The sequence below is a fragment of the Kitasatospora sp. NPDC057692 genome (assembly GCF_042799475.1).
In the GTDB taxonomy this organism is placed as follows: Bacteria; Actinomycetota; Actinomycetes; order Streptomycetales; family Streptomycetaceae; genus Kitasatospora.
Map to the genome: position 1 here is coordinate 65051 of NZ_JBHVIV010000036.1, position 17393 is coordinate 82443.

15 protein-coding genes are annotated in these 17393 nt (G+C 71.4%); 7 read left to right on the forward strand and 8 right to left on the reverse strand.

What is annotated here, in order from left to right:
* Positions 1–100: 100 nt before the first annotated feature.
* The 7 genes from ACFVFS_RS21320 to ACFVFS_RS21350 all read right to left on the reverse strand — a co-directional run bounded on the left by ACFVFS_RS21320 (position 101) and on the right by ACFVFS_RS21350 (position 9326).
* Entirely contained in the window at positions 101–499 is a 399-nt protein-coding gene (locus ACFVFS_RS21320; RefSeq protein ID WP_380626161.1) for a cytidine deaminase, read from the reverse strand.
* Entirely contained in the window at positions 496–1764 is a 1269-nt protein-coding gene (locus tag ACFVFS_RS21325) for an ABC transporter permease (protein ID WP_380626162.1), read from the reverse strand. Before ACFVFS_RS21325 ends, ACFVFS_RS21320 begins: the two co-directional genes overlap by 4 nt.
* Positions 1761–2951: an ABC transporter permease gene (locus ACFVFS_RS21330; protein WP_380626163.1), complete on the reverse strand. Its 1191-nt coding sequence runs from the start codon at positions 2949–2951 to the stop codon at positions 1761–1763. The genes ACFVFS_RS21325 and ACFVFS_RS21330 overlap by 4 nt, the downstream gene beginning before the upstream one ends.
* A gap of 4 nt (positions 2952–2955) precedes the next feature.
* The gene (locus ACFVFS_RS21335; protein ID WP_380626178.1) at positions 2956–4497 is read right to left on the reverse strand and encodes an ABC transporter ATP-binding protein; all 1542 of its coding nucleotides are present in this window, start codon (positions 4495–4497) and stop codon (positions 2956–2958) included.
* Between the two features lie 348 nt (positions 4498–4845).
* Positions 4846–5907 (reverse strand): BMP family protein, encoded by a 1062-nt coding sequence (locus tag ACFVFS_RS21340; protein WP_380626164.1) that lies wholly within the window; start codon positions 5905–5907, stop codon positions 4846–4848.
* A gap of 267 nt (positions 5908–6174) precedes the next feature.
* Entirely contained in the window at positions 6175–7428 is a 1254-nt protein-coding gene (locus ACFVFS_RS21345) for an amidohydrolase (RefSeq protein WP_380626165.1), read from the reverse strand.
* A gap of 233 nt (positions 7429–7661) precedes the next feature.
* Positions 7662–9326, reverse strand: coding sequence for a methylmalonyl-CoA mutase (locus ACFVFS_RS21350; RefSeq protein WP_380626166.1), 1665 nt, complete (start codon positions 9324–9326; stop codon positions 7662–7664).
* A 104-nt stretch (positions 9327–9430) separates the two neighbouring features.
* Between ACFVFS_RS21350 and ACFVFS_RS21355 the strand changes: the two genes are divergently transcribed.
* The 3 genes from ACFVFS_RS21355 to ACFVFS_RS21365 all read left to right on the forward strand — a co-directional run bounded on the left by ACFVFS_RS21355 (position 9431) and on the right by ACFVFS_RS21365 (position 12730).
* Positions 9431–10189, forward strand: coding sequence for an SDR family oxidoreductase (locus tag ACFVFS_RS21355; RefSeq protein WP_380626167.1), 759 nt, complete (start codon positions 9431–9433; stop codon positions 10187–10189).
* Between the two features lie 79 nt (positions 10190–10268).
* Positions 10269–11933, forward strand: coding sequence for an alpha/beta hydrolase (locus tag ACFVFS_RS21360; RefSeq protein WP_380626168.1), 1665 nt, complete (start codon positions 10269–10271; stop codon positions 11931–11933).
* A gap of 251 nt (positions 11934–12184) precedes the next feature.
* Positions 12185–12730 (forward strand): 2-oxo-4-hydroxy-4-carboxy-5-ureidoimidazoline decarboxylase, encoded by a 546-nt coding sequence (locus ACFVFS_RS21365; RefSeq protein WP_380626179.1) that lies wholly within the window; start codon positions 12185–12187, stop codon positions 12728–12730.
* Positions 12731–12757: 27 nt separating this feature from the next.
* Here ACFVFS_RS21365 and ACFVFS_RS21370 read toward each other — a convergent pair whose 3' ends face one another.
* A complete protein-coding gene (locus ACFVFS_RS21370) occupies positions 12758–13546 on the reverse strand; it encodes a hypothetical protein (RefSeq protein ID WP_380626169.1) in 789 nt (262 codons plus the stop codon).
* A 264-nt stretch (positions 13547–13810) separates the two neighbouring features.
* On the opposite strand from ACFVFS_RS21370, the gene sdhC reads away from it, so the two are divergent.
* From sdhC to ACFVFS_RS21390, 4 genes are read left to right on the forward strand one after another with little or no spacing between them, the layout of a single operon-like run.
* Positions 13811–14191 (forward strand): succinate dehydrogenase, cytochrome b556 subunit, encoded by a 381-nt coding sequence (gene sdhC / locus ACFVFS_RS21375; protein WP_380626170.1) that lies wholly within the window; start codon positions 13811–13813, stop codon positions 14189–14191.
* An 8-nt stretch (positions 14192–14199) separates the two neighbouring features.
* Positions 14200–14691, forward strand: coding sequence for a succinate dehydrogenase hydrophobic membrane anchor subunit (locus ACFVFS_RS21380; RefSeq protein WP_030300556.1), 492 nt, complete (start codon positions 14200–14202; stop codon positions 14689–14691).
* A gap of 53 nt (positions 14692–14744) precedes the next feature.
* The gene (gene sdhA, locus ACFVFS_RS21385; protein WP_380626171.1) at positions 14745–16487 is read left to right on the forward strand and encodes a succinate dehydrogenase flavoprotein subunit; all 1743 of its coding nucleotides are present in this window, start codon (positions 14745–14747) and stop codon (positions 16485–16487) included.
* Positions 16487–17260: a succinate dehydrogenase iron-sulfur subunit gene (locus ACFVFS_RS21390; protein ID WP_380626172.1), complete on the forward strand. Its 774-nt coding sequence runs from the start codon at positions 16487–16489 to the stop codon at positions 17258–17260. The genes sdhA and ACFVFS_RS21390 overlap by 1 nt, the downstream gene beginning before the upstream one ends.
* Positions 17261–17393 lie beyond the last annotated feature (133 nt).

The window sequence follows — 17393 nt, forward strand, 5'->3', positions numbered from 1 at the left end:
CCCTTTGCTCCTTCGCTCTCACAACAACGGGCCGGGGGGCCGGGGCCGGGCCCCCCCCCCCCCCCCCCCCGACACTCTACGCGCGTAACAAACAGCAGTGCTAGAGCCGCTCCGGCCCGAACGCGTCGGGCAGGACGTCACTCATCGGCCGCACGCCGGACGGCAGCTCGACCAGCAGGTCGGGCCCGCCGTGCTCGTACAGCAGCTGGCGGCAGCGGCCGCACGGCATCAGCAGCGCCCCGGCGCCGTCCACGCAGGTGAACGCGGTCAGCCGGCCGCCGCCGCTCGCGTGCAGCGCGGAGACCAGGCCGCACTCGGCGCACAGCCCGATCCCGTACGAGGCGTTCTCGACGTTGCACCCGGTGACCACCCGGCCGTCGTCGACCAGCGCCGCGGCGCCGACCGGGAACTTGCTGTAGGGCGCGTACGCGTGACGCATCGCCTCGCGCGCCGCGGCCCGCAGCGCGGCCCAGTCGACCGCCTCGGCGTCGGCCGTCACTTGCCCTGCCCCTTGCGGTAGATCTGGCCGTCGGCCTTCGGCGGCCGCAGCCGCTGCGAGGCCAGCGAGAGCACCACCAGGGTGATCACGTACGGCGTGGCGACGATCAGCGGGCGCTGCACCTCGTCGGTGGTGAAGTACCAGACGAACAGGCCCGCGGAGACCACCGCGGAGATCACGGCCGGGGTGAACGCGCGGCGGTACAGCTGCCACGCCGCCAGCAGCACCATCGCGATGGCGACCACCAGGATCAGCACGTGCACCGACTCCGGGTCGCGCAGCTGGAGGCTGTCGGTGAAGCCGAACAGGCCGGCGCCGACGGCGAGGCCGCCCGGCATCCAGTTGCCGAAGATCATCGCGGCGAGGCCGATGAAGCCGCGGCCCAGGGTCTGGCCGTCCTTGTAGAAGTGCGCGGCGACCAGCGAGAGGTACGCGCCGCCGAGGCCCGCGAAGGCGCCCGAGGCGATGACCGCCAGGTACTTGTACTTGTAGACGTTGACGCCCAGCGACTCGGCGGCGGTCGGGTTCTCGCCGCAGGAGCGCAGCCGCAGGCCGAAGACGGTCCGCCAGAGGGCGAAGTAGCTGGCGACGATCAGCACGCCGGCCAGGATGACGACCACCGACAGGTTGGTGACCAGGCCGCCGAGCACGCCGGCGACGTCGGAGACCAGGAACCAGTGGTGGCTCTCGATGTCCTTCAGCCAGGAGGACAGGCCGGGGACGGTGAGGTACGGCAGCGGATCGGCCGGCGGGGACTGGTTCGCACCGGCGCCCACCGAGATGTAGTCCTTGTAGTAGATCCGGTTGACGTACGCGCAGATGCCGGGGATCAGCAGGTTGATGCCGACGCCGGAGACGATGTGGTCGACGCCGAAGGTCACCGTGATGACGGCGTGCAGCAGACCGCCGAGGGCGCCGCCGAGCATACCGGCCACCAGGCCGAACCAGGGGTTGACCAGGTAGCCGCCCCAGGCCCCGGCGAAGGTGCCGGCGACCATCATGCCTTCGAGGCCGATGTTGACGACGCCGGCCCGCTCGGACCAGAGGCCGCCGAGGCCGGCCATGCCGATCGGGACCGCCGCGCCGAGCGCCGCGGTGATCTGGCCGGAGGAGGTCAGCGCGTGGTTGTCGGTGATCATGCCGACGGCGGAGAACAGCACGAGGGCGCCCGCGACCAGCAGCAGCACCACCGGCCAGGACAACTTGCGCTTCTTGGCGGGCGCGCCGCCGGGCGTCTTGGCGCGGACCGCGGTTGCGCTACTCACGCCGACACCTCCTTCTTCTGGGCGGCCGCGGCGGCAGCCTGGGCGGCGAGCTCGGCGCCGACCTTCTGCTGCTGGCGCTTGAGGCCGTAGCGGCGGACCAGCTCGTAGGCGACGACGACGCAGATGACGATGGTGCCCTTCATGACGTCGACGATCTCGAACGGGAACTCACCGTTCTGCGGCAGCGGCAGCTGCGAGCCGGTGGCGTCGAGGAAGGCGAAGAGCAGGGCGGCGAACACCATGCCGATCGGGCTGTTGCGCCCGAGCAGGGCGACCGAGATGCCCAGGAAGCCGAGGCCGGCCTGGAAGCTCTGGCCGAAGTAGTACGAGTTCTGCATCAGCTCCGGCAGGCCGATGAGGCCGGCCAGCGCGCCGGAGACCACCATCGAGGTGACGACCATGCGCTTGACGTTGACGCCGGACGCGGTGGCCGCGCTCTCCGAGCGGCCGGTGGCGCGCAGGTCGAAGCCGAAGCGGGTGCGGTTCAGGGTGAACTGGAAGGCCACGCCGACCACGATCGCGATGACGACGAAGCCCCAGAGCGGGCCGCCGTCGGTGGTGATCGAGAAGAACCGGCTGGACTCCGAGATCGGGGTGGTCTGGATCGAGTTGCTGGTGGTGCCCTTCTCCGGCGCGAAGATGCCGGGGACGAGCAGCAGGCCGACCACCGCGGTGGCGATCGAGTTCAGCATGATGGTCGAGATGACCTCGCTGACGCCGCGGAAGACCTTCAGCAGGCCGGCCACGGCCGCCCACATGCCGCCGACCAGCATCGCGGTCAGCAGCAGCAGCGGGATCTGGATGATCGCCGGGAGGTCGACCTGGCTGCCGACGAAGGCGGCGAACAACGCGGCGAGCTTGTACTGGCCCTCGACGCCGATGTTGAACAGGTTCATGCGGAAGCCGAAGGCGGCGGCCGCGGCGGCGAGGTAGTACGTGGTGGACCGGTTGATGATGGCCACCTGGCCGTCCGACTTGGTCCCGTACGTGATCATCACGTTCCAGGCGTCGAACGGGTTCTTGCCGGAGGTCGCCAGCAGCAGCGAGCAGATGACGACGGACAGCACGACGGCGAGCACCGGCGCGGCGAGGGCGAGCACGATCTTCTCGCCGTTGAACCGCTGTGCCAGGCCGCCCTTGGCGGGGGCCGCGGCGGGAGCGGCGGGAGCGGGCTTGGGACTGGTCATGTGGTTACTCCCCCGCCTGCTGGTCGTCGGCGGTGTCGGTGGGGGTGCCGGACGGCGCGGCGTCGGACGGCGCGGCCTCGGTGCCCTCCGCCGCGAGGGCCTGCGCCTGCGCGAGGGCCTCCGGCTCGGACTCGATGTGGCCGGTGGCGGCGCCGGTCATCGCGGTGCCGAGGTCCTCGGCGGTCACGGTCTCCGGGTCGGCGTCGGCGACCAGCCGGCCGCGGTAGATCACCTTGATGTGGTCGGACAGGCCGATCAGCTCGTCCAGGTCGGCGGAGATCAGCAGCACGGCGAGGCCGGCCCGCTGGGCGACCCGGATGTGCTCCCAGATCTGCGCCTGGGCGCCGACGTCCACCCCGCGGGTGGGGTGGGCGGCGATCAGCAGCTTGGGGTCGTGGCTCATCTCGCGGCCGATGATCAGCTTCTGCTGGTTGCCGCCGGAGAGGGAGGCCGCGGTGACCTCGATGCCGGGGGTGCGGACGTCGTACTCCTCGACGATCCGCTGGGTGTCCTTGCGGGCGGCGGCCGGGTCGAGCAGCACGCCCTTGGAGTTGGGGCGCTCGGTGACGTGGCCGAGGATCCGGTTCTCCCAGAGCGGGGCCTCCAGCAGCAGGCCGTGCCGGTGGCGGTCCTCGGGGATGTAGCCGATGCCGGCCTCCCGGCGGGCCCGGGTGAGGGTGCCGGAGAGGTCCTTGCCGTCCAGGGTCACGGTGCCGGCGTCCAGCGGGAGCATGCCCATGACGGCCTCGACCAGTTCGGCCTGGCCGTTGCCCTCGACACCGGCGATGCCGAGGATCTCGCCCTTGTGGATGCGCAGCGAGATGTCGTCCAGGACGACGCGCTCGATGCCCTCGGCGTCGGTCTTGGCGATCCGCAGACCGTCGACGCTCAGCATCTCGGCGGTGGTGACGGTCGACTCGCGGCTCTCCGGGGAGGGCAGCTCGGCGCCGACCATCAGCTCGGCGAGCTGGCGGGCGGTGACGCTCTTCGGGTCGGCGTCGCCGACGGTGGTGCCGCGGCGGATGACGCTGATCGCGTCGGCCACCGAGAGCACCTCGTGCAGCTTGTGCGAGATGAAGATGACGGTGACGCCCTCGGCCTTCAGCTCGCGCAGGTTGTCGAACAGCGCGTCGACCTCCTGCGGCACGAGCACGGCCGTGGGCTCGTCGAGGATGAGGATCTTGGCCCCGCGGTAGAGCACCTTGAGGATCTCGACGCGCTGGCGGTCGGCCACCCCGAGGTCCTCGACCAGGGCGTCCGGGCGCACGCCCAGGCCGTACTGCGCGGAGATCTGCTCGATCTTCTCCTTGGCCCTGGCCCCGATGCCGTACAGGTGCTCGCCGCCGAGGACGACGTTCTCCAGGACGGTGAGGTTGTCGGCCAGCATGAAGTGCTGGTGCACCATGCCGATGCCGCGCGCGATGGCGTCGCCCGGGGTGTTGAACTCGCAGGTCTCGCCGTTGATCGCGATGGTGCCCTCGTCCGGCTTCTGCATGCCGTAGAGGATCTTCATCAGCGTCGACTTGCCGGCGCCGTTCTCGCCCATGAGGGCGTGCACGGTGCCGGTGCGGACGGTGAGGTTGATGTCGTGGTTGGCCACGACGCCGGGGAATCGCTTGGTGATTCCGCGCAGTTCGACGGCCGGTGTCGCCGTCCCCGCGCTGGGGTTACCGCCCGTCGTCGGGGCGGGGTCGGATGCGGTGATGGCGGTCTCCTGGTGGTCTGGAGGCGCGTCGTTGCGCTGGAGGGCCAAAAGCGGATGGAGGTGGGGACGGGACGGGGCCCGGGGGTACGCACTGAGCGCACCCTGCCGGGCCCCTCCCTGATGCTGCGTCCATCATGGCGCCGCCGGGCAGTCGGCGGTGCCGGTGACGTCCGGTCGAGCCCTGGAGCCTTACAGCTTCGACGGGTCGGTCGGAATGGCGGTCTGACCGCTCTTGATGGCGTTGGTGGCCTCGTCGAGCTTGGCCTTGATGTCGTCGATCTTGCCGCCGGTGGTGGCGAGCGAGACACCGTCGGCCTTGAGGTCGAAGTTCTTCACACCGGTGAAGGGCTGGCCCTTCTTGGCGGACTCGATGTAGGCGAACACGGCCTTGTCGACGTTCTTGACCATCGAGGTCATGATGCTGTTCTTGTACTTCGCCAGGGCCGGCTGGGCGGCCTGGTCGGAGTCGACGCCGATGGCCAGGGCGCCGGCGTTGGCGACGGCCTCGATGGCACCGTTGCCGGAGGAGCCGGCGGCGGTGTAGATGACGTCGGCCTTCTTGTCGATCTGGCCCTGCGCGGCTTCCTTGCCCTTGTCCGGGGCGGCGAAGCCGGAGAAGTCCGGCGGGGTGCTCAGGTAGGTGACCTCGACCGGCATCTGCGGGTCGACGGACTTGACGCCCGCGCGGTAACCGGCCTCGAACTTCTTGATCAGCTCGGACTGCACGCCGCCGATGAAGCCGACGTGCTTGTTCTTGGACTTGAGGGCGGCGGCCACACCGGCCAGGTACGAGCCCTCCTGCTCCGAGAAGGTCAGCGAGGTGACGTTGGCCGGCTGGGTGTCGGAGGCCGAGTCGATGATCGCGAACTTGGTGTTCGGGTTCTCCTTGGCGATCTTCTCGACGGCCGCCTGGTACACGAAGCCGACCGCGATGATCGGGTTGTAGCCCGCGGTGACCAGGTTCTTGAGGCGGGTCTCCTTGTCGGCCTCCGCCTCACCGGTCTTGGCGTCGGCCTCGGTGACGGCGACGCCCAGGTCGGTCTTGGCCTTGTCCAGGCCGCGGGCCGCGGAGTCGTTGAAGGACTGGTCGCCACGGCCGCCGATGTCGTAGGCCATGCCGACCTTCAGGCCGCCCTCGGACGAGCCCGAGGAGGCGGTGGTGTCGTTGCTCTTTGCGCCGCAAGCGGCGAGCGAGGCGATGCCCAGGGAACCCGAGAGCACAACCGCGGCGAGCTTAATGGAACGGCGCAAGGGAGTATCTCCTTCTCACACGCACCCGTTTAGCGTGGTCGGACGCCACCGTAACGCGCGTAGAACACGGTTGTGTTACGGGCCGCCGGAGCATTCGGGTTGTTACCAAACCGTGGTCTCGCCGTCGCCCCGACGCCCCTTCGCCCTCCACGAACGGTGGTTGGAGCCGGTCCCACCCGGTGTACGGACCACCAAAAAGCGCCCGATCAACGACAAACCGGACACCCTGGCGGGTGTCCGGTTCCGATCGGTCCGAGCGGGAATGCGTCAGAGCGTGCCGGGCTCCAGGGCCAGCGCGGTGAACAGCTCCACGCCGATCGCGATCGCGCGCTCGTCCACGTCGAAGCGGCCCTGGTGCAGGTCGCGGACGGTGGTGTCACCGGGCGCCCGCACCCCGAGCCGGGCCAGCGCGCCGGGGGCGTGCTCCAGATACCAGGAGAAGTCCTCCCCGCCGAGCGACTGCTCGGTGTCCTCGACCACCTCGGCGCCGTCCCGGCCGAAGCGCGCGGTCATGGCCGCCTCCAGCAGCCCGACCGAGACCGCCTCGTTGACCACCGGCGGCACGCCCCGGTGGTAGTCGAGCGTCCACTTCGCGCGGTAGGTCTCGGCGAGCCGGGCGACCAGCTCGTGCAGCAGGTCCGGCGCCTCCCGCCAGCCGGCCAGCTCCAGGCAGCGGACGGTGCCCTCCAGTTCCGCGTGCTGCGGGATGACGTTCGGCGCGGAGCCGGCGGCGATCCGGCCCCAGACCAGCGAGACGCCCCAGCGCGGGTCCATCCGGCGGGCCAGCGCGGCCGGCAGCTCGGCGGCGGTGCGGGCGACCGCGGTGACCAGGTCGGTGGTCAGGTGCGGACGCGCGGTGTGGCCGCCGGGGCCGTCCAGGTGGAGCACCAGGCGGTCGCAGGCCGAGGTGATCGCCCCGACCCGCAGGCCGACCCGGCCCACCTCCACCTTGGGGTCGCAGTGCACGGCGAAGATCCGGCCGACGCCCTCCATCCCGCCGGCCGCGATCACCTCCAGCGCGCCGCCGGGCATGACCTCCTCGGCGGGCTGGAAGACCAGTCGGACCGGGCGCCGCAGCTCCCCGGCGCGGGCCGCCTCGGCGAGCACCAGCGCGGTGCCGAGCACCACCGAGGTGTGCACGTCGTGGCCGCAGGCGTGGGCCCGGCCGGGGACGCTCGAACGGTAGGGGACGTCGGTCTTGGCGTCGTCGATGGGCAGGGCGTCGATGTCCGCGCGGAAGGCGAGGAACTCCGCCCCGCGCGGGGCGGACTCGGGAACGATGTCGACGAGCATTCCGGTGCCGCCCGGGAGGATCCGGGGGGCGAGGCCGGCGGCGACCAGGCGGTCGCGCAGCAGGCCGGTGGTTCGGAACTCCTGGCGGCCCAGCTCCGGGTGCCGGTGCAGGTCCCGCCGGAAGGCGATCAGCTCGGGCTCCAGCTCCCGCACCCGGTCGCGGAGACCGGCGGCGGGGCGGGCAGCGGTGAGGGTGACGGCCGACTGGGCGGACTCACGACGGTTCATCTCAACAAGGGTAGGCCTGTTGGGGGGATTTGGCCCGACTTCCCGCAAAGAAGTCCCCGGATGGGCGCATACCGGCCGCGATGGTGGGTATGACATCTTGTTTCAGCCGCCTTCCCCATGGTGCCTGCCCTGTGCAACGACCATCGGCGATCAAGGTCACGGCCTCCTCGACCGGGCGGTTGACGGCCGTTCGGAGGGGCTCCGCGCGGGTTCCGGGCCGCTCGAACATTGGCTCAAAACCGCTCGACCGGGACATGCCGGCCCCACACCTCGCGCAGCGCGTCGCAGACCTCCCCGACGGTGGCCCGCGCGGCCAGCGCCTCGCGCATCGGGTAGAGCACGTTCTCCCGCCCCTCCGCGGCCCGGCGCAGCGCGCCCAGCGCCCGGCCCACCGCGGCGCCGTCGCGCGCCGCCCGCAGCCGGACCAGCCGGCCGGCCTGCCGCGCCTCGATCGCCAGGTCCACCCGCAGCGGCCGGTACGGCTCCTCGGCCGCCAACTCCCCCGGCTCCAGCCGGAACCGGTTGACCCCGACCACCGTGCGCGCGCCCTCCTCGGTCTCCCGCTGGATCCGGTAGGCGCTGCGCTCGATCTCCGCCTTCTGGTAGCCGGCCTCGATCGCGGCCACCGCCCCGCCCAGCTCCTCGACCCGGGCCATCAGGCCGAGGACCGCGGCCTCCAGCTCGTCGGTCAGCGCCTCCACCGCGTACGAGCCGGCGAACGGGTCGACGGTGGCGGTCACATCGGTCTCGTGGGCGAGCACCTGCTGGGTGCGCAGGGCGAGCCGGGCGGCCTTCTCGGTGGGCAGCGCCAGCGCCTCGTCGAAGGAGTTGGTGTGCAGCGACTGGGTGCCGCCGAACACCGCCGCGAGCGCCTGCACCGTGACCCGGACCAGGTTCACCTCGGGCTGCTGGGCGGTGAGTTGGACGCCCGCGGTCTGGGTGTGGAAGCGCAGCCGCTGCGAGCGCGGGTCGCGGGCGCCGAACTCCTCGCGCATCACCCGGGCCCAGATCCGGCGCGCGGCACGGAACTTGGCGACCTCCTCCAGCAGGGTGCTGCGGGCCACGAAGAAGAAGGAGAGCCGGGGCGCGAACTCGTCCACCGCCAGCCCGGCGGCCAGCGCGGCGCGCACGTAGGCGATCCCGTCGGCCAGCGTGAAGGCGATCTCCTGCGCGGGCGTGGCCCCGGCCTCGGCCATGTGGTAGCCGGAGATCGAGATGGTGTTCCAGCGCGGGATCTCGGCCCGGCAGTACCGGAAGAGGTCGGCGACCAGCCGCAGCGAGGGCTGCGGCGGGAAGATGTACGTCCCGCGGGCGATGTACTCCTTCAGCACGTCGTTCTGCACCGTGCCGGTGAGCCCGGCCGACGGGACACCCTGGCCCTCGCCGACCAGCTGGTAGAGGAGCAGCAGCACGGCGGCCGGCGCGTTGATGGTCATCGAGGTGGAGACCTCGCCGAGCGGGATGCCCGCGAACAGCTCGGCCATGTCCTCGACGCCGTCGATCGCCACCCCGACCCGGCCGACCTCCCCGGCGGCGAGCGGGGCGTCCGAGTCGTAGCCCATCTGGGTGGGCAGGTCGAAGGCGACCGAGAGGCCGGTGGAGCCGCCGGCGATCAGCCGCCGGTAGCGGGCGTTGGACTCGGCGGCGGTGCCGAAGCCGGCGTACTGGCGCATCGTCCAGGGGCGGCCGGTGTACATGGTCGGATGGATCCCCCGGGTGAACGGGTACTCCCCCGGACGGCCCAGCCGCTCGTCCGGGTGCGGGCCGGCCGTCGCCTCGGGGCCGTACACCGGCGCGAACGGGAAGCCGGACTCGGTGCGGCGCGGCTCGGCGGGCGGGTCGACGCGCGGCTCGGCGGGCGGGTCGACGCGCGGGTCGGCGGGCGGGTCGGCGGTCATGGGGTCCTCCGCGGGGTCGGCGGGCGGGTCCACTCCTCTCGCAATGTAACGCCGGGGGCCTTGAGATGATCGGTTGAACCAACCGGGATATCTCAGGAGTGGCAATGACCGAGCAGAAGGTGGCCGTGGTCACCGGTGCGAGCAGCGGAATCGGCGCGGCGACCGCCCGCCGGCTGGCGGCCGAGGGCTTCGAGGTGGTGCTGACCGCCCGCCGCACCGAGCGGATCGAGGCGCTGGCCGAGGAGATCGGCGGCCGGGGAGGTTCGGCCCGGGCGGTCACCCTGGACGTCACCGACCGGGCCGCCGTGGACGCCTTCGCGGCCGCGGTCGGCCGGGTGGACGTGCTGGTGAACAACGCCGGCGGGGCGATCGGCGCGGAGAGCGTCGAGACCGGCGATCCGGCCGACTGGCTGGCCATGTACGAGGTCAACGTGCTCGGGGTGCTGCACGTGACCCAGGCGCTGCTGCCGGCCCTGCGGGCGAGCGGCGACGGCACCGTCCTGGTGCTCTCCTCGACGGCCGCGCTGGCCGCGTACGAGGGCGGCGGCGGCTACGTGGCGGCCAAGCACGCCGCGCACACCATCGCCGCGACGCTGCGGCTGGAGCTGTGCGGGGAGCCGATCCGGGTGATCGAGATCGCCCCGGGCATGGTGAAGTCCGAGGGCTTCGCGGTGACCCGCTTCCGCGGCGACGAGCAGAAGGCCGCCGCGGTGTACGCGGGCGTCGCCGAACCGCTCACCTCCGAGGACATCGCCGACACCGTCGCCTGGGCGGTCACCCGGCCCTCGCACGTCAACATCGACCTGCTGGTGGTCCGCCCGCGCGCGCAGGCCGCGAACCACAAGGTGCACCGCGAGAGCTGAGGCCCCGGGAGCCGCGCGGGCAGGGGCCGCAAGGGGGGTCCGCACCCGAACCGTCACCCCTGAGTGGTACATACGTGCGATGAACACTCACCGGGCCACCCGCCCGCGCCTCCTGCTGGCCGCCTTCGCGGCCGGCAGCCTCCTCCTCGCGACCGCGTGTGGAGGGGACGAGAAGCCGGCCCAGGACGAGGCCGCCTCCGCACCGGCGAGCAGCGCCGCGGCCGCCGCGACCCCGACCGCGACGCCGGCGCCCACCCCGACGGTGAAGCCCACCGGGGCCGACGACCCGGCGCTCAAGCCGTTCTACGGCCAGCAGATCACCTGGGCCGCCTGCCCGCCGGACGCCAAGGCCGCCGAGCAGAAGATCGACCTCTCCCTGATGAAGTGCGGCAAGCTGCACGTCCCGCTCGACTACACCAGTCCGGCGGGCGAGGCCATCGACCTCGCGCTGATCAAGAACCCGGCCGCCAAGGCGGACCAGAAGCTCGGCTCGCTGATCGTCAACCCGGGCGGCCCCGGCGCCTCCGGCGTGGAGACCGTCAAGTTCGGCGACAAGCAGTTCGAAGGCACCCTGCACAACCGCTTCGACGTGGTCGGCTTCGACCCGCGCGGCACCGGCGAGAGCTCGCCGGTCACCTGCCTGGACGACAAGCAGCGCGACGCGCTCAACGCCGAGGACACTCCGGCCGACCAGGCCGAGGCCAGGGCGCAGTCGGAGAAGCACGCCGCCGACTTCGCCGCCGCCTGCCAGGCCAGGTCCGGCAAGCTGCTGCCCTTCGTCGGCACCCGCAACACCGCCCGCGACCTGGACGTGCTGCGCGCCGCCGTCGGCGACCAGAAGCTCAACTACCTCGGCGTCTCCTACGGCACCTACCTCGGCGCGCTCTACGCCGAGGAGTTCCCGAAGAACGTCGGCCGGCTGATCCTCGACGGCGCCGTCGACCCCGCCGCGCAGGCGCTGGACGCGAGCCTCGGCCAGATCATCGGCTTCGAGAAGTCCTTCGAGCGCTTCGCCGCCGACTGCGTCGAGAAGCACGCCGACGAGTGCCCGCTCGGCAGGAGCAGCGACAAGGCCGCCAGGAAGGCCGCCGACTTCCTCGACGGGCTGCGCGACAAGCCCCTGCCCACCAAGGACGGCCGCAAGGTCGGCAGCGCCCTGGGCTGGACCGGCGTCACCGCCCTGCTCTACGGCGACGAGAAGACCATGTGGCCGTACCTGCGCCTGTCGCTGCTGCAGGCGATGAAGGGCGGCCAGGGCGACGCCCTGCTGGCCTTCGCCGACAGCTACAACGGCCGGGACGAGAAGGGCCACTACTCCCCCGATTCGGAGGCCCTGGTCGCGATCCACTGCGCCGACGGCGCCTCGCCCGCCCCGACCGCCGAGCAGGCCCAGCAGGCCGTGCAGAAGCTCCAGCAGGAGGCCCCGCTGCTCGCCAAGGGCATCGGCGTCGAGGACTTCAGCGAGGGCTCCTGCACCAACTGGCCCTTCAAGACCCCCGAGAAGCCGCACACCGTGCGGGCCGAGGGCGCCGCGCCGATCCTGGTCGTCGGCACCACCGGCGACCCGGCCACCCCGTACGCCGCCGCCGAGTCGCTGGCCAAGGGCTTCGCCAGCGCGACGCTGCTGACCCTCCAGGGCGAGGGCCACGGCGCCTTCGGCTCGGGCAACGGCTGCATCGACGCCGCCTACGCCGCGTACCTCACCGAGGGCACGCTGCCGGCCGCCGGGGCGACGTGCTCCTGACGCGCCATAGCCGCTGAAGACGGGGAGGGCGTGACACCGAGGTGTCAACGTCACAACTTGATAGCTCGTTCGGATGAAATCCGCGCGCGCCCTCCCCAACTGATGAGCGCTCAACTACCGTTGGCTCACAGCCGGACGGGCGATGGACGCCATTCCGCAGCCTCATACTTCACCTGGCTTCACCGGCGCTTCACCCACCACTCCACCGCCCCCCTTCACCGGCACCTTCCCGCCCTCACGAGGAGGACCCGCTGGCCAGCGACATCCCGTCACCGAGGCTCGATCCCCGGGACGAGCCGACACTCCTCGGACTGCACCGATTCAACGAGGCCGACGCCGGAGCCGTGGAGGAGGCCCTGCTGGCCTGCTGCGGCAGCCACCGCTGGGCCCTGCGGCTCACCGTGCACCGGCCCTACCCCGACATAGAGTCCCTGCTCGCCGCCGCCAGCGAGGCCTCGTACGACCTGCGTCCGGCCGACCTGGCCGAGGCGCTGGCGGACGAGAGCTGGATGCCGCAGCCGCTCCTCGGCATGCGCGCACCCGGCAGCCAGGCGGCGCACACCGCACTGCGGGCGGCGCACGCCGCGTACGAGGCGCGGTTCGGCCATGTCTTCGTGGTCTGCCTGGAGGGCATCGACCCCGAGGAGATGCTCGACGCCGTGCTCGGATCGATCCGCACCCGTCTCGCCAACGACCCCGACGAGGAGCGACTGGTCGCCGCCGACGAGCTGCGCCGGATCGCCCTCACCCGTCTGGAGCACCTGGTCGCCACCCATTCGGGGGCCGCGGCCCGCTGATCGAAGGGGCGGCACCGCACCGGGGCGTCAGCCCCGCTGGGCCGCACGCAGCTTGGCCACCTGCCGCCGGACGACCCGTTCGTCCGGCGCGGGGGCCGGCTCGGCGCCCACCCCCACCGTGCTGAACACCACCAGGGCCGGGCCGACCCGCGCCAGGACGGCGCGCTGGGCGAGCACCACCGCACCCGATTCATTCGTCAGGGTGAAACCCGTCGCCGCGTCGGCTCCCTCGGGCGTGGGCGTGTCGTTGCGGCTCAGCCGGTGTCCGGTGCGGGTCACCCCCCGGCCCTTCTCCGCCGGGGGCGGCGGCGCCGTCGAGACGAACTCCGCGCACGGGCCGAACAGCCCCTCCAGCTCCGCCTGCAGCCGGGCCGCCCGGTCGCCCCGGTAGCCGAGCAGCGCGCCGTAGAGGCTGCCGGCCGGGTCCGCGGCCGGCGCCACGCTCAGATCGGTCTCCGCGTACGGCACCGCCGGGACCGGCGCGGCGGAGGGCGACGCGCCCGCCCGGCCGGAGGCCGCGGCCGGGGCCACCGCGTCCAGCAGCGGCTGGCAGGCCGGCCGGTCGGCGGTCTCCCGGCCGCCGTCCGGGCCGGTCCCGCCGTGGCCGGGGGCGATCACCGTCACGGTGAAGCCGGGGCCGAGGTCGGCGTCGGTCACCGCGGCGGCGCGCAGCTCGGCGGCGGACAGCTCGCGGGGCGGGGCACCCGAGGGCGCCCGGTCGGCCGAGCCGCCGGCGGGGGCGGCGCAGCCCGCGGCGAGCAGCAGGGCGGCGGACAGCAGCAGGGGACGGGAGGGGCGCGGAGCGCAATGCGGCACGGGGGCCTCGGCGGGGTGTCGGCGCGGACGGGGTCGCCCACCGTAGCGCGACCGGGCGTGCTCGATTCATCACGTTGTGTGTCAATCGGCGCCCCGGTTCCCGTCCAGCTAGGCCAGAAGTGCCTGTTTGATCACAGCAAGGGCCCCCGGAGGCGGTTCCGGACAACGCGTCGATAGGATGCTCGCGGCCGGTGGACCGTACCCGGCCGGGCTGACCGACACCGAAGCCGGCCGAGCCCCCAATCGCTTCCGGAGGGTTTTTCCGTGCCGGCTGGAACGCTGTACCGCGGCCGGGAAGGCATGTGGAGCTGGGTGGCTCATCGAGTCACCGGCGTCCTCATCTTCTTCTTCCTGTTCGCCCATGTCCTGGACACCGCGCTGGTGCGGGTGTCGCCCGAGGCGTACGACACCGTCATCCAGACGTACAAGACGCCGCTCGTGAACCTGATGGAGTACGGCCTGGTGGCCGCCATCCTGTTCCACGCCCTGAACGGCCTGCGCGTCGTCGCCGTCGACTTCTGGTCGAAGGGCCCGAAGTACCAGAAGCAGATGCTCTGGTCCGTGGTCGGGATCTGGGTCGTCCTCATGGCCGGCGCCTTCTACCCGATCCTGCAGCACACGCTGACCTCCTGGTTCGGGAAGTGATCTGAGACATGTCCACGGAAATCTCCGACGCTGTGGTGGTCCCCTCCGCTCAGGCGCACACCGGCAAGGGTCTCGGCACGGGCAACCCGGCCGACGCCTTCGTGATCGAGCCGGCCCGCCAGCGGACCAAGAAGACCCCGCGCCGCACCCGCACCAACTTCGAGATGCTGGCCTGGCTGTTCATGCGCCTGTCCGGCATCGTCCTGGTGGTGCTGATCCTCGGCCACCTGCTGATCATGCTGGTGCTCGACGGCGGCGTCTCCAAGATCGGCTTCGCCTTCGTGGCCGGCCGCTGGGCCTCGCCGTTCTGGCAGGTCTGGGACCTCACCATGCTCTGGCTCGCCATGCTCCACGGCGCCAACGGCATGCGCCAGGTCATCAACGACTACGCCGAGAAGGACTCCACCCGGCTCTGGCTGAAGGGCCTCATGGGTACCGCCACGGTCTTCACCGTGCTGCTGGGCACCCTGGTGATCTTCACCTTCGATCCCAACATCTAAGCCGACCGCACCTCATCGGAAATCGGCAGAGGCCAGAGGCGAGTTAACCCCCCATGCAGATTCACCAGTACGACACCGTCATCGTCGGCGCCGGCGGCGCCGGCATGCGCGCCGCCATCGAGTCGACGCAGCGCAGCCGCACCGCCGTCCTGACCAAGCTCTACCCCACCCGGTCCCACACCGGCGCGGCCCAGGGCGGCATGTGCGCCGCCCTCGCCAACGTCGAGGAGGACAACTGGGAGTGGCACACCTTCGACACGGTCAAGGGCGGTGACTACCTGGTCGACCAGGACGCCGCCGAGATCATGTGCAAGGAGGCCATCGACGCCGTCCTCGACCTGGAGAAGATGGGCCTTCCCTTCTCCCGCACCGAGCAGGGCCGGATCGACCAGCGCCGCTTCGGCGGCCACTCCCGCAACCACGGCGAGGCCCCGGTCCGCCGTTCCTGCTACGCGGCCGACCGCACCGGCCACATGATCCTGCAGACGCTGTTCCAGAACTGCGTCAAGCACGGCGTCGAGTTCTTCAACGAGTTCTACGTCCTCGACCTGCTCATCAACGAGGGCCGGACGGCCGGCGTCGTCGCCTACGAGCTGGCCACCGGCGAGATCCACGTCTTCCAGGCCAAGGCCGTGGTGTTCGCCTCCGGCGGCACCGGCAAGATGTTCAAGGTCTCCTCGAACGCCCACACCCTCACCGGTGACGGCCAGGCGGTGGCCTACCGCCGCGGCCTGCCGCTGGAGGACATGGAGTTCTTCCAGTTCCACCCGACGGGCATCTGGCGGATGGGCATCCTGCTCACCGAGGGCGCCCGCGGCGAGGGCGGCATCCTGCGCAACAAGGACGGCGAGCGCTTCATGGAGCGCTACGCCCCCGTCATGAAGGACCTCGCGTCCCGTGACGTCTGCTCCCGCGCGATCTACACCGAGATCCGTGAGGGCCGCGGCTGCGGTCCGGACGGCGACCACGTCTACCTGGACCTGACCCACCTGCCGCCGGAGCAGCTGGACGCCAAGCTCCCGGACATCACCGAGTTCGCCCGCACCTACCTCGGCATCGAGCCCTACACGGACCCGATCCCGATCCAGCCCACCGCGCACTACGCCATGGGCGGCATCCCGACCAACGTCGAGGGTGAGGTGCTGCGCAACAACACCGACGTCGTCCCGGGCCTGTACGCGGCCGGCGAGGTCGCCTGCGTGTCCGTGCACGGCGCCAACCGCCTGGGCACCAACTCGCTGCTGGACATCAACGTGTTCGGCCGCCGGGCCGGCATCGCCGCCGCCGGGTTCGCCGAGAACAACGAGTTCGTGCCGCTGCCGGAGAACCCGGAGCAGCTGGTCCAGAACCTGGTCGACGGCCTGCGCGAGGCCACCGGCACCGAGTCCGTGGCGCAGATCCGCAAGGAGCTGCAGGAGTCCATGGACACCAACGCGATGGTGTACCGCACCGGCGCCACCCTGAAGCAGGCCGTCGAGGACGTCGCCGCGCTGAAGGAGCGCTACAAGAACGTCTCCATCCAGGACAAGGGCTTCCGGTACAACACGGACCTGCTGGAGGCCATCGAGCTGGGCAACCTGCTCGACCTGGCCGAGGTCCTGGCGGTCTCCGCGCTCGCCCGCGAGGAGTCGCGCGGCGGTCACTACCGCGAGGACTTCCCGACCCGTGACGACGTGAAGTTCATGCAGCACACCATGGCGTACCAGGAGGTCGCCGAGGACGGCAGCACCTCCATCCGCCTTGACTACAAGCCGGTCGTGCAGACCCGCTACCAGCCGATGGAGCGTAAGTACTGATGAGCACTCCGACCGTGGAGAAGCACTCGGCCGCTCTGGACGCGGTCGAGGCCGGTGGCACCGAGCTGATCACCGTCACCATCCGGATCCGCCGGTTCAACCCGGAGGAGCACCCGGAGCCGGTGTGGGTGGACTACCAGCTGACGATGGACCCGAAGGAGCGCGTCCTGGACGCGCTCAACACCATCAAGTGGGAGCAGGACGGCACCCTCACCTACCGCCGTTCCTGCGCCCACGGCATCTGCGGCTCCGACGCCATGCGGATCAACGGCCGCAACCGGCTGGCGTGCAAGACCCTGATCAAGGACGTCAACCCGGAGAAGCCGATCACGATCGAGGCCATCAAGGGCCTGACGGTCCTCAAGGACCTGGTCGTGGACATGGACCCGTTCTTCCAGGCGTACAAGGACGTCATGCCGTTCCTCATCACCAAGGGGAACGAGCCGACCCGCGAGCGCCTGCAGTCCGCCGAGGACCGCGAGCGGTTCGACGACACCACCAAGTGCATCCTGTGCGCCGCGTGCACGTCGTCCTGCCCGGTGTTCTGGAACGACGGCCAGTACTTCGGCCCGGCCGCGATCGTCAACGCGCACCGCTTCATCTTCGACTCGCGCGACGAGGGTGCGGAGCAGCGTCTGGAGATCCTGAACGACCGCGAGGGCGTCTGGCGCTGCCGGACCACCTTCAACTGCTCGGAGGCCTGCCCGCGCGGCATCGAGGTCACCAAGGCGATCCAGGAAGTGAAGCGGGCCCTGGTCACCCGCCGCTTCTGATCCCGGAGCACCCCGCACGGCGAAGGCCCCCGTCCACTCGGCGGTTTCTAACGGTCCTCGCAACACCTGATGGCTTACGTGGTCGTCAGTAGATCACGCAGGCGCTCGGCTGGGGTTCTCCAGCCGAGCGTTT

Bases quoted from the DNA above. Each gene is read 5' to 3' on its own strand.
- ACFVFS_RS21330 (WP_380626163.1), bottom strand. From the start codon at position 2,951: ATGACCAGTCCCAAGCCCGCTCCCGCCGCTCCCGCCGCGGCCCCCGCC.
- ACFVFS_RS21335 (WP_380626178.1), bottom strand. From the start codon at position 4,497: ATGGGCGAGAACGGCGCCGGCAAGTCGACGCTGATGAAGATCCTCTAC.
- ACFVFS_RS21345 (WP_380626165.1), bottom strand. From the start codon at position 7,428: ATGAACCGTCGTGAGTCCGCCCAGTCGGCCGTCACCCTCACCGCTGCC.
- ACFVFS_RS21350 (WP_380626166.1), bottom strand. From the start codon at position 9,326: ATGACCGCCGACCCGCCCGCCGACCCGCGCGTCGACCCGCCCGCCGAG.
- ACFVFS_RS21355 (WP_380626167.1), top strand. From the start codon at position 9,431: ATGACCGAGCAGAAGGTGGCCGTGGTCACCGGTGCGAGCAGCGGAATC.
- ACFVFS_RS21360 (WP_380626168.1), top strand. From the start codon at position 10,269: ATGAACACTCACCGGGCCACCCGCCCGCGCCTCCTGCTGGCCGCCTTC.
- ACFVFS_RS21380 (WP_030300556.1), top strand. From the start codon at position 14,200: ATGTCCACGGAAATCTCCGACGCTGTGGTGGTCCCCTCCGCTCAGGCG.
- sdhA (WP_380626171.1), top strand. From the start codon at position 14,745: ATGCAGATTCACCAGTACGACACCGTCATCGTCGGCGCCGGCGGCGCC.
- ACFVFS_RS21390 (WP_380626172.1), top strand. From the start codon at position 16,487: ATGAGCACTCCGACCGTGGAGAAGCACTCGGCCGCTCTGGACGCGGTC.